The sequence below is a fragment of the uncultured Gordonia sp. genome (assembly GCF_937858515.1).
Taxonomy (GTDB): Bacteria; Actinomycetota; Actinomycetes; order Mycobacteriales; family Mycobacteriaceae; genus Gordonia.
The window spans coordinates 1-14,455 of the sequence record NZ_CALLZT010000022.1; the positions used below are offsets into that span (position 1 = coordinate 1).

Below are 14,455 nucleotides of genomic sequence, written 5' to 3' on the forward strand. Positions count from 1 at the left end.
TGCTCGGCGGCGGCATCGACTGGCACACCAGCGAACCGGTCACCGACGAATGGCACCTGGCGCGGGTCGGCGCCGAAGGCGGGCAACTCGTCAGGTTCCCCATCCCGCCGTTCATCCACGGCGGCTCCCAGTGGGCGATCTTCCAGTCGCTGATGGGCGGCCAGAAGGCCGTCGTCTACCCCGAATTCGACGCCGCCCGCAGCTGGGAGATCGTCGAGAAGCACAAGGTGAACGTTGTGTTCATCACCGGCGACGCGATGGGGCGGCCGATGGTGGAAGCCCTCGCCGAACGCGACTACGACCTGTCGAGCCTGGTGACGGTCGCCTCGTCGGCGGCACTGTTCTCGCAGAACGTGAAAGAGGAGTTCCTGGACCGGATTCCGAACGCACTGCTCATCGACGCCATCGGGTCGTCGGAGACCGGATTCGGCGGACTGGGCATCGTCTCGAAGGGTTCGCCCACCTCCGGGGGGCCGCGGGTCACCGCCGACAAACAACTGCACGTGCTGCGCGAGGACGGCACCGTCATCGAACCGGGCAGCGGCGAGATCGGCACGCTGGCGCGTTCGGGACACATCCCGCTGCGCTATCACAACGATCCCGAGAAGTCGGCGAAGACCTTCAAAGAGTTTGGTGGCGTTCGGTATTCGCTTCCCGGTGATTTCGCCCGGGTCGAGGACGACGGCTCGATCACCATGCTCGGCCGGGGCTCGGTGTCGATCAACACCGGTGGCGAGAAGGTGTTCCCCGAAGAGGTCGAGGCCGCGCTCAAGGCCCATCCGGATGTCTTCGACACCGTGGTGGTCGGTGTGCCCGACGACCGTTTCGGTCAGCGGGTCGTCGCCGTCGTCGCCACCCGGGGGAACGCGCGGCCGTCGCTGACCGACCTGAACGAGGTGGTCCGCAAGGAACTGGCCGGATACAAGTGCCCGCGCGCCGTCTGGTTCGTCGACGAGATCAAGCGCTCACCCGCCGGGAAACCCGACTATCGCTGGGGCGCCGAGCACACCGCCGCCCACGACGCCGACGAGACACTCTGAGCTTTCACCACCCGCCAGACCTGACAAGAGGAACAATGCGCACACAACTCGCCGAACAATTCGGCATCGACTACCCGATCTTCGGATTCACCCCGTCGCAGCATGTCGCGGCGGCGATCAGCCGGGCCGGTGGCCTGGGCGTGCTAGGCTGCGTCCGGTTCAACGAGGCCGAGGAACTCGACGCCGTCCTGGAATGGATGCACGAGAACACCGACGGCAAACCGTTCGGCGTCGACGTGGTGATGCCCGCCAAGATCCCCACCGAGGGCAGCAAGATGGACCTCGACTCGATGATCCCGCCGGAGCATCGGGCATTTGTCGACCGCACCCTGGCCGACCTCGGTGTGCCGCCGCTGTCCGACGACGTCGAAGCCCACACCGGGGTGCTCGGCTGGCTGCACTCGGTGGCCCGCTCCCACGTCGACGTCGCGATGGAACACACCCGCAAATACGGGCAGATCAAGCTGATCGCCAACGCGCTCGGTTCGCCGCCCGACGACGTGATCGCCGTCGCGCATGAGAACGGCGTGAAGGTGGCGGCGCTGGCCGGGACGTCGGCGCACGCCCTGCACCACATCGACGCCGGCGTCGACATTGTGATTGCGCAGGGTTATGAAGGCGGTGGACACACCGGCGACGTGGCGTCGATGGTGCTGTGGCCGGAGATCGTCGACGCCGTGGGCGACGCGCCGGTGCTCGCGGCCGGTGGTGTGGGCGACGGCCGGCAGATCGCCGCCGCGATAGCCCTTGGTGCACAAGGTGTCTGGATGGGTACGTACTGGCTGACCGCGGCCGAATACAATCTCGGCGTCACCGGTGACGGGCCGTCGACCGTGCAGCAGGCGCTGCTCAAGGCGTCCTCGCGGGACACCGTGCGCCGCCGCATCTACTCGGGCAAACCGGCCCGCCTGCTCAAGACCCGCTGGACCGACGCTTGGGATGCCCCCGGCGCGCCCGAGCCGCTGCCGATGCCGCTGCAGAACCTGCTGGTCGGCGAGGCACACGCCCGCATCTCCGCCGCCGACGACCCCGAGGTCGTCGCGATGCCCGCCGGGCAGATCGTGGGCCGCTGCAACGCCATCACCCCGGTCGCCGAACTCATCGACGGGCTGGTGTCCGGCTACGACGCCGCGGTGGACCGGATGTCGCGCACGGTGGCCGCCCGCCAAAGCCGCTGACTCGCCGGGCAGCCAGAACGGCGTTCCCGCGTCGCCGATTTCGTCCCGCGTATCGGTTGTCGCGATATCCGATACGCGGGACGCAGTTCAAGTCGCGGCTCGGTGTAGCGGACACGACGACGGCAGTTTGCTTGACCGGGTCCACCCTGTCCTGCTATCTGGCAAGTTCATATCCTGCTGTATGCACAATCCATATCCTGCTATCTGTAATATAGAGTCTCTGCCAGATGTAAGATTCGAGCGTGGACTATCAGCGGCGCGCGATCGACGATGAACTCGACCTGATGCTATCGGCGCTGCCGGCGATTGCCATCGATGGCGCCAAGGCCGTGGGTAAGACCTCGACTACGCAGGCCCGGGCCGCGAGCGTCCTGCGACTCGACTCGCGATCAGTACGTGAGGTCGTCGGAGCGGACCCGGAGTCCATCCTGCTCCGCACGCGTCCCCTATTGATCGACGAATGGCAACACGTGGCCGATGTCTGGGACGTCGTACGCCGGGCAGTCGACGAGGACCGTACGCCGGGCCAGTTTCTGCTGACCGGGAGCGCGACCCCACGGGACGGCGCAACCGCGCACTCGGGCGCCGGTCGGATCACTCGTCTGCGAATGCGGCCACTCGCGTTCAGTGAGCGGGGCATCACAATTCCATCTGTGAGCCTCGAAGGGCTCCTGGCCGGAACAGCCGAGGTAGAAGGTCACACCGACATCCGGTTGTCGCATTACGTCGAAGAGATCATGGCGTCCGGCTTTCCCGGACTTCGCGGGCTGCCACCGCGTCTCTTGCGAGGTGAGCTCGACAGCTATGTGCGCAACGCCGTAGACCGCGACATCCCGGAGCTGGGACTCTCCGTACGTAAACCAGCCGTGTTGCTCGATTGGTTACGAGCCTATGCGGCAGCCAGTTCAGGAACCGCAAGCTACACAGAAATACTCGACGCATCTACTGCGGGCATTGCTGAGAAACCGGCCCGCGCAACGACGGCAGCATATCGTGACGCGCTACAACAGCTGTGGCTGCTCGACCCGCTACCGGCGTGGGCGCCGATCGGTAAGGAATTCGCTCGGCTGAGCCAGACGCCGACACATCACCTTGCCGACCCCGCGCTCGCCGCACGGCTACTGGGACTCACTCATCAGTCGCTGCTGGATGGAGCCGGAACACCACTGGGTCCACAACAGGGCACAGTACTCGGAAGACTGTTCGAATCGCTGGTCACACTCAGCGTCCGGGTGCTTGCACAGCGCGCCGAAGCCGAAGTCACTCACCTGCGCACCCGCAACGGTGACCACGAGATCGACCTGATGCTCACCGACCCGGAAGGCCGGGTGCTCGCGGTAGAAGTGAAGCTCACCAACACCGTCGCCGACCACGACGTGAAGCACCTCATGTGGCTGTCGAATGTCTACGGAGACCAGATCATCGACCGAGTCATCATCAACACCGGCCCGGCGGCCCACCGCCGTCCTGACGGTATCGCCGTCATTCCCCTCGCCCTGCTCGGGCCATGAGGCCACGCAGTCCCCGAGCGCGGCTTCGCCGACCGTACCGGGCAGGCAGATCGACGTTCCCGCGTCACCGATTTCGTCGTGCTTATCGGTTGTCGCGATATCCGATACGCGGGGCGCAGTTCAAGTCGCGGCCTTATTCGTCGCTGACGCCCCTCATGCGTCAACCGGCGAAGGGGCCCGACTTCGGTGTGCGCATGGTGAGCCGGCCGCGGTTGCCGCTATCACCGGCCGGGCCGTAGTGGTGGGTGATCGCGGCGTTCATCGTCGCGATGCCGGTGAGGATCACGTCGAAGCCGAACTCGTGGGCCGGAGCCTTGCCCGCCTGCGCCGTCACCATCCGTGCTGCGATCGGAAAGCGTTCGGCCGCACCTAGTTCGGCGAGTTTCTCCGGTAGCTGCGCGGCGTGCTCGTAGGCGGTCGTCGCGGCCGTGTGGGACCGGGTCCGGGCGAAGTCCAGTGCCAGCGTCAGGACCGCGTCCTTGGCGATGTCGGAAAACGGCAGCGATTCGACGGCCGTCAGCTCTCGCTCGTACTTGGCGAGCGCACCCGGACCCGCGACCGCGTGTATGACGGCCAGGTCGGTGAGCCAGGGATGCTCGGCGAACAGTGCAAGATTGTCGGCGACGACCGCCGACAACATGGTCTGCCAGTCGTCGCCCGGCCCGATCGAGGTGATGTCGGTGTAGGCCATGTCGAGGTATACCTGATCGACCATCAGCGCGATCAGTTGTTCGCGGCCGTCGACGTACGAGTACAGCGACATGACCGGAATCCCTACCGCCGCCGCCACATCCCGCACGGTGAACTCGGCGCCCTTCTCGTCGGCGACGGTGATGGCGGTGCTCACGATCTGATCGGTCGTGTACTTCGGGGGCCTGCCGCGACGGAGCTGCGGAGCCTCCTTGCGCCACAACAGATCGATCGTGTCCATGGTCCTCGCCGGTCGCCGGATAGATAAGCGTACCCAGTACGAATACCAGTGCCGGTGTGCGGTCCGTACAGTGGGGTCCGTTTCCGGCCGGGGCGCTCAGCCCGCGTCGGACAGCGGCGCGAACGCTCCTTCGCTGTCGGGAAGATACGGTTCGGCAGCGACGATCGCGGCGACCGGAAGTTCGCCGTACAGATGCGGGAACAGCATGCTCTCCGGGTCGGTCGGGACACCCGGTTCCCAGCGGATCTCCGCCGTCACCAGCGCCGGATCCACGTGCAGCGCCAGCAGGTCGGTGCGGGCCGCGAACAGGCGGTTGGCGGGCAGATGCACCTGATACGGCGCCGACAGGTGGATGAAGCCGACCTCGGTCAGGGACGGGGCGTCGACGTGGCCGAGGGTCTGTGCCCGCGACCATTCGGCCTCGGTGCACAGGTGAAGCAGGGGGCCGGTGGGAGAGGTCATCGGGTTATCGTGCCCGTGCTCGCGTCAGCCGTCCACTTCCACCCCAGGCGTCAGCCGTCTACTTCTACACCGTGCCGGACGGCGAACGCGGCGAGATCGTCGTCGTATCCCTGCCCGAGAATCCGCAGCCGCCACACATCGCGCCGGCGGTAGACCTCGGCGACGATCATCGACCGTTCCGAGGTGGCGGCGTCGAGGACCGCGGTGGCGATGGTGGTGGTGCCACTGTCGACCGTCACCGACAGCGGTCCGAGGTCACCGAACGTCGCCCGCTCGATCGCCGCGCCGACGCTGACGCGTGCGATGTCCTCGGGGACGGAACCGAGCTGCACCGTGATGCCTTGCTCACGATCGCCGTCGATGCTCAGCGACACCGAGCCGTCGGGGGAGGCGGGCTGGTTGAAGAATACGAACTCGTCGTCGGAGGGCACCCGGTCGGTGGTGTCGAGTTCGAATGCGACGACGTCGACCTCCGGCGCGGCGATGGCGGCGGCGCTCCATGCGACGTTGACCGAGACGCTGTGCAGGCCCGTCGGCAGGTCGATGACCATGCCGGGGGTCATCGTCACCGGTTCAGGCATGGGCGCGACCTCCGTCTCTGCATCCGGTTCGGTATCGACTTCGGTGTCGATCTTAGGGACGGCCAGGCCGAGTGCGGCGTCGACGTCGGCCATCGCGAGCAGCGTGAGCTTGCGGTTGATGATCTTGGTCATCCGCGGGTCGCCCTCGCCGCCGGACAACACCAGCACCTGGGTGACCCGTGAGGTGAGGTTGATGGCCGGAACGCCGCCCAATTGGACTATGCGCGAACGCATCACGGTGGCTTCGAGATGTGACCCACCGAGGACGAGGGTCCGCCGGCCGGCCCACGGCCCGGCCGGTTTCGGGGGCCTCGCCGGTGTGGAGATGACGTCGATGACCTCGATCTCGGCCGGCGCGGACTTGGGTACGCCCGCAACGGGATCTGCGGCCAGCCGCAGCACCGTGGCCTCGTCGACGATCGGGGTGCCGAACTCGCCCGCCCGCTCCAGTTTCCGGCTGTGCGGTGCACCTGCATTGACCACCAGCAGCCCGGTCTTCCGGCTGATACCGCTCATCACGTCCATACCGGCGTCGGCGAGCCGGTGGGCGAGTTCGGTGCGGGACACATTCGTCGGGCCGGTGATGACGATCTTGGTGCCCTGAACGAGCCCGATCGCCGGGTCGTACCTACCTGCCTCCCGCCACGGGCAGGGCACCCGGGTGACCTTGTCCGGGTAGGCACGTGACGATGCACCGCACGCGACGATGGGCAACCCGAGCCCGAGCGAGTCGGCCAGGTCGACGCTGCGCCGGAACACGTGCGTCAGCGTGCGGGCATCGTCGAGAGCATCGTGGGCGTTGTCCTGCCGGATCCCCCAATGGCGCGCCAGCGTCCCGAGTTTCACATCGGGAACGTCAAGTTGGAGTCTGCGGGCCAGGGTGACCGTGCACAACCGTTGCGCAGTAGGAAGTTTCGCACCCGCCCTGCGTGCCTCCTCGACGAGGAACCCGTGATCGAAGGCCGCATTGTGCGCGACCAGTGTGCGCCCGTCCAGCAGCTGCGTGAGCGGTTCGACGATGGTGTCGAACGTCGGTGCGCCGCGCAGCCGTTCACGGGTCAACCGGTGGATATGCACCGGACCGGGATCGCAGCCCGGATTCAGCAACGTCGAGAACTCCTCCTCGACCCGGCCCGAGGAGTCCATCGTGATCGCAGCGACGCTCAGCACCCGATGCTCGCGGGCCCGCAGCCCCGACGTCTCCACATCCACCAGTGCCCAACCCGACTCGACAGTCACCTCGCATTTCCTTTCGTTCCGACGGATTGTGCCAGAGCCGTCCGACAACGGGTGGATGGAGGGAGAACTCGGTAGGCGGTAGCCCAGGCGATCGTCGGGGCGGTTTCCGGGGAACGTCAGCGCTTGGGCGCACGATCTGTGTCCCGGCAACCCGGATGGCGGTTGATGGTTTCGGCGATGGCGAGTATCTGCGGATATTCTTCTGACAAAGGAGCATAACCGCTGTGGTGATGAGACCGGACCAGCCAGAACGCCCAACCCCGGAGAAGCTCCACCCCTGCCCATTCCGGGATCCTGCGGCTCTGCTCAAATTCCCGCTCAAGAGGCTCAATGAGCGTGGCGAGTCCCGATGGTCCTCCCGCGAGACGCTCATATCCATTGTAAGTGCGAGCCCACTCGCTTAAGCGCTGATCGTAGTCGTCCTGCATCGAATAAGTGTCCCAGAACGCTGCGTTCCCGCGCAGGCGCTTCCTTCACCGCTAAGCAGATCCGTTTAGCGGCCAAGGAAACCAATGCGCGGGAACGTTAGGTGTAGTGGTGGTTGGTGAGGGTCCAGGTGGGGGATGAGGCTTGGGGGCGCAGGGTTGTCTTGACGGTTTTGAAGGTGGCGGTTTGGGGGAGGGTGTCGAGGAGGAGGACGCGGTGGGGCCATTGTTTGGGGCCGAGATCGGGTTGGGTGGCCAGGAAGTCGGTGAGGGCTTCGGCGGTGAGGTCGTCGGCGACGAGGGCGGCGACGATCTCGTCGCCGATCTCTACCGGGATGCCGAAGACGGCGGCGTGGTGAATCCGGGGATGGCGCAGGAGGATGTGTTCGATGGGTTGGGTGCCGAGGTTTTCGCCGTCGACGCGCAGCCAGTCTCCGGTGCGGCCGGCGAAGTGGATGTAGCCGGCGTCGTCGACCCAGCCGAGGTCGCCGGTGTGGTAAATGCCGCCGCGCAGGCGGTCTTCGGTGGCTTCGGGGTCGTTGTAGTAGCCGCTGAAAAGGCCTGGGCCGGAGGCATTCACGATCTCGCCGACGGTGCCGGGTGGGACCGGCGTACCGGTGTCGGGGTCGACGATGGCGTTAGGTTCGCGGAGGGGGCCGAGGGCGTCGTCGGGGGTGTCGGGGGTGCGGGTGATCGCGACTCCGCTTTCGGTGGAGCCGAAACCGTCGACGACCCGGCAACCGAAGCGTTCGGCGAATGCGGTGCGGTCTGCAGCCGAGGCCTCGTTGCCGTACATGATCCGCAGTGGCGACGACGCGTCGTCGGGGTGGGGCTCGGTGGCCAGGATGTAGCGCATCGGGGTGCCGACGTAGTTGGCGAACGTGATGCCGTAGCGGTGCACGTCGTCGGCGAATCCGCGGGCGGAGAATCTGCGGCGCAACGCTATCGACGCGCCACCGGCCACCGCGATGGACCAGCCGGCGATGAGTGCGTTGGAATGGAACATCGGCATCGCGATGTAGGCGACGTCTTCGGGCCCGATCGAAAAGCGTTCGGCAAGCATCATTCCCGGGTCGGCGAACTTGCGCTGATTGCAGCGCACCGCCTTCGGATCGCCGGTCGTGCCGGAGGTGAAGATCAACATCAGCAGATCGTCGGGGGCGGCTGCGGATGCCGAATCGTCAGAGGGGGCGTCCGCGAGCAGTTCCGCCCACTCTGGACGATCGATATTGATAACGCGCACACCCGAGTCCGCCGCGTACAGGTGTTCGGTGGCGTCGGAGACCAGTATCACCTGGCAGTCGGAACGTTCGACGTCGGCGGCGAGCGCCTGGCCCCGGCGGGTGGTATTGAGGCCGACGAGCACGAATCCGCCCAGGGCTGCCGCGCCGAACAGATAGCTGAACTCAGGGACGTTCTCCAGCAGCACGCCCACATGGGGTGGTCGGCTCGGATCGAGAAGCGGCCCAAGCACATCGACCCGTTGTCGAGACAGGGTGACATGGTCACGCCAGGAGACGAAGTCGTCCTCGAAGTACAGACCGCGGTCGTCGACGTCGGCGAGGGCCAGTAGTAATTCCGCGACGGTCATGCCGGTTCGGCGGCAAGTGATTCACCGATGTCGAGCAGCGTTGCCGATGCGGAACCGGCGGTGAACTCGTTCTGCTTGGCGCGCAAGAAGTATCGGTGCACCGGGTGGGAGGTGTCCAGGCCGACACCGCCGTGGATATGCACGGTACTGTGTCCGATCCGGTGCCCCGCCTCGGCGGCCCAGAACTTGGCCGTCGCGATCGCGGTCGGGGCGGATGGATCATCTTGTGCGAGTAGCCAAGCCGCCTGCTGGGTGGTTACGGCCAACGCCTGCGCGTCGATGTAGCCGTCGGCCAGGCGCTGCGACACGGCCTGGAAAGATCCGATCGGACGGTCGAATTGTTGGCGTTCACAGGCATATTCGGCCGTCAGGCGGAGCGCCTGGGCGACGACTCCGGTCTGCTCAGCGGCCACGGCCAGACGTGTGCGTGCGATGATCGCGTCGACAGCTCCGGGTCGCAGGATGCGGTCCGGTTCCACGACCACACCGTCGAAGGTGACCTGTGCGGTGGGGATCAGGCCGGTGACCGGGGTGTCGGTGATGGTGACACCGTCATCGGCGGTGCCGACCAGCGCCGCGACCGGTCCGTCGGGGCCGATTGCCGTGACCAGCAACAGGGTTGCGGCCGACGCGTAGGGGACATTCACCTTGGTGCCGGACAGGGTGAATGTTGGTTCCGTTGTGGCGGTGAGTGTTCCGGATGCAAGATCGTCCTCGGCCGCGACGCTCACGATGATGGAACCGTCGGCGATGCCCGGTAGCAGAGTGTCGGGGCCGAACGCGTCGATCACCGGACCGGCGACGACGGCGTGCGGGCCGAACGGGACCCGGGCCAGGTGCCGGCCCAATTCGGTTGCCACGGCGATGTTGTCGACTGCGGTGAGGCCGTCGCAGGATTGTTCTAGGCCCAGCAGCCCGGCCTTCGCCAGTTGTTGCCACAGATTGGCGTCCAAAGGTGCTGCGGCGGCTTCGAGTTCGGCGACACGTTCGGGGGTGCTGATCGACGAGGCGATTTCGGCGGTGAGGGCGGTCAGGTCCGCGGTTGATTCGTCGGGGGTGAAGTCCATTGGGTGTCCTGTGGGGTTATGGCTGTGGTTGCGGAATGCTGTTGTGTCGCCGGACCCTTCGTGACCCTCGCTCCTTCGTCGCTTCGGCCTCAGGGATCAAGATGTGGGTCGGGTCTTGGGCAAGATGGGGGTTGGGTGTTGGGCAAGATGGGGGTTGGGTGTTGGGCAAGATGGGGGTCGGGTGTTGGGCGAGATGTGGGTCGGCCTCAGGGATCAAGATGGGGGTCGAGTTGGGGTGGTGTCCGTGTTCAGCGGCGGGAGTAGGGGAGTTTGAGGGCGGTCATGGCGATGATGTCGCGCTGGACCTCGTTGGTGCCACCGCCGAAGGTGAGAATCAGTGAGGTGCGCTGGAAGCGTTCGAGGCGACCGGCCAGGTGGGCGCCGGTGCTGCCCTGGCGCAGGGTGGCGGCGGGGCCGACGATCTCCATCAGTAGGCGGTAGGCCTCGGTGGCGAATTCGGTGCCGAATACCTTGGTGGCGGAGGCGTCGGCGGGGGACGGGGCGCTGCCCGAGCCGACGGCCGAGGCGATCTTCCAGTTGATGAGCTTGAGGAACTCGACCTTGGCGTGCACGCGGGCCAGGTTGGTGCGCACCCATTGCTGTTCGATCAAGCCGGACTCGCGGGCCCAGGCGATCGTCTCGCCGAGTGCGATCTGGATCGGGGCGGCGCTGCACAAGGCGACCCGCTCGTTGTTGAGCTGATTGGTGACCAGCGCCCAGCCGCGGCCCTCCTCACCGACGAGTGAACTGCGCGGCACCCGGACGTCGGAGTAGTAGGTGGCTGACGTGTCGACCCCCGACATCGTGTGCACCACGGTGTAGTCGAAGCCGGGAGCCGTCGTCGGGACGGTGAGCACAGAGATTCCGCGATGCTTCTTGGCGCCGTCCGCGAGCCCGGACTGGTCGGTGCGGCAGGCCAGCCAGATGTAGTCGGCGTACGGGACCAGGCTGGTCCACATCTTCTGGCCGTTGATCACGTACTCGTCGCCGTCGGTGACGGCGGTGGTGCGCAGATTCGCCAGATCGGTGCCGGCGCCCGGCTCGGAATACCCGATGGAGAAATGCAGATCGCCTGCCGCGATCTTCGGTAGAAAGTACGCCTTCTGCTCGTCGGTGCCGTAGTGCATGATCGTCGGCGCCACCGAGTTGATGGTCAGAAACGGCACCGGTGCGCCCGCGATGGCGGCCTCGTCGGTGAAGATCAGCTGATCCATCATCGACCGGTTCTGGCCGCCGTATTCGGTGGGCCAGCCCAGGGCCAGCCAACCGTCCTTACCCATGCGCGACACGACGTCCCGGTACGCGTCCCCGTACTCGCCGGTGTCCATCCCCCGTCGCTTCGCTCGCCCCGCTTCGGTTCCCCCGACGAGCGCGGCCCGGCGTTCGGGGGTCATCAGGTCGCTGAAGTACGCCCGCAGCTCGCGCTGCAGGGCTTGCTGTTCGTCGGTGTAGGCGATGCGCACTCGGGGCTCCCACTCGTCATGTTCTGAAACACGTTCTAACGTGGATGTGTACAGCCCGTCAACTGATCCGCACCCGCGGAAGGAGTTCGAAATGCGAGTCAAGGCCGACTTCGACCTATGTGAGTCCAACGCCGTCTGTGTGGGGCTGGCCCCCGACATCTTCGACCTCGACGACGATGACTACCTGCAGATTCTTCACGAAGACGTGCCAGCCGAACATGAATCGGCGGTGCGGCAGGCGGTCGCCGGATGCCCCAAGGCGGCCCTGTCGATCGAGGAATGACCGAGCTGATTCGATGAAACCCCGAACACCCGACTGCGCTACTGTGCTAGAACAAGTTCTAGTTTGTGAGCGAGAGGGTGTTGCGGTGAGTACATCGCTGGGAAGCACGTCACTGGACGGCCGCGTCGCCGTCGTCACCGGAGCCGGTGGCGGCCTCGGCCGGGCCGAGGCAATCGGCCTGGCCGAGCGCGGCGCGACGGTCATCGTCAACGATCTCGGATCGTCGCTGGAACGCAGCGACGTGATCGACGTGGTCACGGCTGCGGGCGGCCGTGCGGTACCCGTCGCCGGCGACATCTCCGATTCGGCCACGGCCACCGAGATCGTGCGTACCGCCGTCGACGATCTCGGCTCGCTCGACATCGTCGTCAACAACGCCGGCATTACCCGCGACAAGATGCTGTTCAACCTCACCGACGAGGACTGGGATCTGGTCATAGCAGTGCACCTGCGCGGACACTTCCTGCTCACCCGCAACGCGGCCGCACACTGGCGCGCACTGTCCAAGCAGACCGGCGAGCCGGTCAACGGCTCGATCATCAACACCGCCTCGGAGGCGGCGCTGCTCGGACCGGCCGCGCAGGCCAACTACGGGGCCGCCAAGGCGGGCATCACCGCACTGACCGTCTCCGCGGCCCGCGGACTAGGGCGCATCGGGGTGCGCGCCAACGCGATCTGCCCGCGCGCCCGAACCCCGATGACCGCCGAGGTCTTCGGCGAGGCACCCGACGGCGCGGTGGACCCGCTGGCGCCCGAGCATGTGGTGCGGCTGGTTAATTTCCTCGCATCGGACGACGCCGAGAAGGTCTCGGGACAGGTCTTCGTGGTCTACGGTCCACAGGTGATGCTGATGGCGCCACCGACCGTCGAGGAGGTATTCGCGGCGGACGGGGACGCCTGGGATGCCGACGACCTGGCGAAGACGCTCGGTGAGCATTTTGCGGATCGTGACCCGGGCCGGATATTCTCAGCCCTCGACCTGATCAAGTGACCCAGACTGAGTGACCCACATCACGTCACAAGTGATAGGTTTCCTCTGATGTTCGTGGGGTGAAGGAGTACAGGTGGCTACTTTGTCGGTAGCGAAGCTAACGACACCGCTCGCGGGGGTGGGTGACTTCGTCGCCCTGGGGGTCGATTCGTTCCGTGAACTGTTCCGTCGTCCGTTCCAGTGGCGCGAGACCATCGAACAGTCGTGGGCGATCGCCCGCGTGTCGATGGTCCCCACCCTGCTGGTGGCGATTCCGTTCACCGTGCTGGTCAGCTTCACGCTGAACATCCTGCTGCGCGAGATAGGCGCCCAGGATCTGTCGGGCGCCGGCGCGGCCCTGGGCACCATCACCCAGATCGGTCCCATCGTCACCGTGCTGATCGTCGCCGGTGCCGGCGCGACCGCGATCTGCGCCGACCTAGGCGCCCGCACGATCCGCGAAGAGATCGACGCCATGAAGGTGCTCGGTATCAACCCGGTCCACCGACTCGTCGTGCCGCGTGTCATCGCCTCGACCGGCGTGGCGCTGCTGCTCAACAGCCTGGTGTGCACCATCGGCATCGGTGGCGGCTTCGTGTTCTCGGTGTTCCTGCAAGATGTGAACCCGGGTGCCTTCCTGGCCAACCTGACCCTGCTCACCGGCTTCGGCGAACTCATGATCTCGATGGTCAAGGCCGCCCTGTTCGGCCTGTTCGCCGGGCTCGTCGGCTGCTACCGCGGCCTGCATGTCAAAGGCGGCGCCAAGGGTGTCGGCGACGCGGTCAACGAGACCGTCGTCTACTCGTTCATGGCGCTGTTCGTCGTCAACGTCGTGGTCACCGCGGTGGGCCTGAAAGCAACCGCCGGCTGACCGATGGCAGACGCACAATTTCCCTACACCACCCGGCTCCGTGAGGCCCGCGTCGCGGCCAAACGCGCGGGCGAGGACTGGAACCAGATCGGTGACCAGGCGCTGTTCTACTGGGACGCGATCATCTCCATCCCCCGGGCGCTGCGCCTGTACAAGAAGGAGACTCTGCGGCTGATCGCCGAGATCTCGATGGGCACCGGCGCGCTGGCCATGATCGGCGGCACCGTTGTGGTGGTGGGGTTCCTGACCCTGTTCACCGGCGGCACCATCGCCGTGCAGGGCTATAGTTCCCTGGCCAACATCGGTGTCGAGGCGCTCACCGGCTTCTTCTCCGCGTTCATCAACGTGCGCATCGCGGTCCCGGTGATCTCCGGTATCGCCCTGGCCGCCACGATCGGCGCGGGTGCGACCGCGCAGCTCGGCGCGATGCGGGTCAGCGAGGAGATCGACGCTCTCGAGGTGATGGCGATCTCGTCGATCCCGTTCCTGGTGTCAACGCGGATCGTCGCCGGTCTGGTCGCGATCATCCCGCTGTACTCGCTGGCCTCCCTCGCCTCGTTCCTGGCCAGCCGGTTCGCCACCGTCTTCGTGTACGGCCAGTCGCCCGGCGTGTACGACCACTACTTCGACACCTTCCTGATCCCGTCGGACATCCTGTGGTCGTTCGTGCAGGCCATCGCGATGGCCGTCGCCGTGATGCTCATCCATACCTACTACGGCTTCAACGCCTCGGGCGGTCCGGTCGGTGTGGGTGTGGCTGTGGGTAATGCGGTGCGTGCGTCGCTGGTGGTGGTCGTGGTGATCACGCTGCTGACGTCGCTGGCGATCTACGGTTCCGACGGC

The 14,455-nt window shown here is 66.2% G+C and carries 14 protein-coding genes; 7 read left to right on the plus strand and 7 right to left on the minus strand.

Annotated features, from left to right (window positions below):
- The 3 genes from Q0627_RS01675 to Q0627_RS01685 form a co-directional block, all read left to right on the plus strand.
- Positions 1 to 1,040: AMP-binding enzyme (locus tag Q0627_RS01675; protein ID WP_298807365.1), on the plus strand; the 1,040-nt coding region annotated here is incomplete at its 5' end.
- Between the two features lie 35 nt (positions 1,041 to 1,075).
- The gene (locus Q0627_RS01680) at positions 1,076 to 2,218 is read left to right on the plus strand and encodes a nitronate monooxygenase family protein (RefSeq protein WP_291010914.1); all 1,143 of its coding nucleotides are present in this window, start codon (positions 1,076 to 1,078) and stop codon (positions 2,216 to 2,218) included.
- A gap of 242 nt (positions 2,219 to 2,460) precedes the next feature.
- Positions 2,461 to 3,729 carry an ATP-binding protein gene (locus tag Q0627_RS01685; RefSeq protein WP_291010912.1) on the plus strand — a complete coding sequence of 423 codons (1,269 nt, stop codon included), beginning with the start codon at positions 2,461 to 2,463 and terminating at the stop codon, positions 3,727 to 3,729.
- Between the two features lie 160 nt (positions 3,730 to 3,889).
- On the opposite strand, the gene Q0627_RS01690 is transcribed toward Q0627_RS01685, so the two are convergent.
- The 7 genes from Q0627_RS01690 to Q0627_RS01720 all read right to left on the minus strand — a co-directional run bounded on the left by Q0627_RS01690 (position 3,890) and on the right by Q0627_RS01720 (position 11,488).
- Positions 3,890 to 4,660, minus strand: coding sequence for a TetR/AcrR family transcriptional regulator (locus Q0627_RS01690; protein WP_291010910.1), 771 nt, complete (start codon positions 4,658 to 4,660; stop codon positions 3,890 to 3,892).
- A gap of 96 nt (positions 4,661 to 4,756) precedes the next feature.
- Entirely contained in the window at positions 4,757 to 5,122 is a 366-nt protein-coding gene (locus Q0627_RS01695) for a DUF952 domain-containing protein (protein ID WP_291010908.1), read from the minus strand.
- Positions 5,123 to 5,172: 50 nt separating this feature from the next.
- Positions 5,173 to 6,942 (minus strand): TerD family protein, encoded by a 1,770-nt coding sequence (locus Q0627_RS01700; RefSeq protein ID WP_291010906.1) that lies wholly within the window; start codon positions 6,940 to 6,942, stop codon positions 5,173 to 5,175.
- Positions 6,943 to 7,058: 116 nt separating this feature from the next.
- On the minus strand, positions 7,059 to 7,370 hold the full coding sequence (locus tag Q0627_RS01705; protein WP_291010904.1) for a hypothetical protein: 312 nt from the start codon (positions 7,368 to 7,370) through the stop codon (positions 7,059 to 7,061).
- 97 nt (positions 7,371 to 7,467) lie between these two features.
- Positions 7,468 to 8,958 (minus strand): long-chain-fatty-acid--CoA ligase, encoded by a 1,491-nt coding sequence (locus tag Q0627_RS01710; protein WP_291010902.1) that lies wholly within the window; start codon positions 8,956 to 8,958, stop codon positions 7,468 to 7,470.
- Positions 8,955 to 10,025 (minus strand): acyl-CoA dehydrogenase family protein, encoded by a 1,071-nt coding sequence (locus Q0627_RS01715; protein ID WP_291010900.1) that lies wholly within the window; start codon positions 10,023 to 10,025, stop codon positions 8,955 to 8,957. The genes Q0627_RS01710 and Q0627_RS01715 overlap by 4 nt, the downstream gene beginning before the upstream one ends.
- Before the next feature lie 248 nt (positions 10,026 to 10,273).
- Positions 10,274 to 11,488, minus strand: coding sequence for an acyl-CoA dehydrogenase family protein (locus Q0627_RS01720; RefSeq protein ID WP_291010897.1), 1,215 nt, complete (start codon positions 11,486 to 11,488; stop codon positions 10,274 to 10,276).
- Positions 11,489 to 11,579: 91 nt separating this feature from the next.
- On the opposite strand from Q0627_RS01720, the gene Q0627_RS01725 reads away from it, so the two are divergent.
- The 4 genes from Q0627_RS01725 to Q0627_RS01740 all read left to right on the plus strand — a co-directional run.
- A complete protein-coding gene (locus Q0627_RS01725) occupies positions 11,580 to 11,771 on the plus strand; it encodes a ferredoxin (protein WP_291010895.1) in 192 nt (63 codons plus the stop codon).
- A gap of 97 nt (positions 11,772 to 11,868) precedes the next feature.
- Positions 11,869 to 12,762: a 3-oxoacyl-ACP reductase gene (locus Q0627_RS01730; protein WP_291010938.1), complete on the plus strand. Its 894-nt coding sequence runs from the start codon at positions 11,869 to 11,871 to the stop codon at positions 12,760 to 12,762.
- Between the two features lie 82 nt (positions 12,763 to 12,844).
- Positions 12,845 to 13,612, plus strand: coding sequence for an ABC transporter permease (locus tag Q0627_RS01735; protein ID WP_040514235.1), 768 nt, complete (start codon positions 12,845 to 12,847; stop codon positions 13,610 to 13,612).
- Between the two features lie 3 nt (positions 13,613 to 13,615).
- The coding region (locus Q0627_RS01740) for an ABC transporter permease (RefSeq protein ID WP_298807372.1) at positions 13,616 to 14,455 on the plus strand (840 nt) is incomplete at its 3' end.

Coding starts and splice junctions, on each gene's coding strand:
- Q0627_RS01695 (WP_291010908.1), bottom strand. CDS start 5,122: ATGACCTCTCCCACCGGCCCCCTGCTTCACCTGTGCACCGAGGCCGAA.
- Q0627_RS01690 (WP_291010910.1), bottom strand. CDS start 4,660: ATGGACACGATCGATCTGTTGTGGCGCAAGGAGGCTCCGCAGCTCCGT.
- Q0627_RS01680 (WP_291010914.1), top strand. CDS start 1,076: ATGCGCACACAACTCGCCGAACAATTCGGCATCGACTACCCGATCTTC.
- Q0627_RS01725 (WP_291010895.1), top strand. CDS start 11,580: ATGCGAGTCAAGGCCGACTTCGACCTATGTGAGTCCAACGCCGTCTGT.
- Q0627_RS01705 (WP_291010904.1), bottom strand. CDS start 7,370: ATGCAGGACGACTACGATCAGCGCTTAAGCGAGTGGGCTCGCACTTAC.
- Q0627_RS01715 (WP_291010900.1), bottom strand. CDS start 10,025: ATGGACTTCACCCCCGACGAATCAACCGCGGACCTGACCGCCCTCACC.
- Q0627_RS01710 (WP_291010902.1), bottom strand. CDS start 8,958: ATGACCGTCGCGGAATTACTACTGGCCCTCGCCGACGTCGACGACCGC.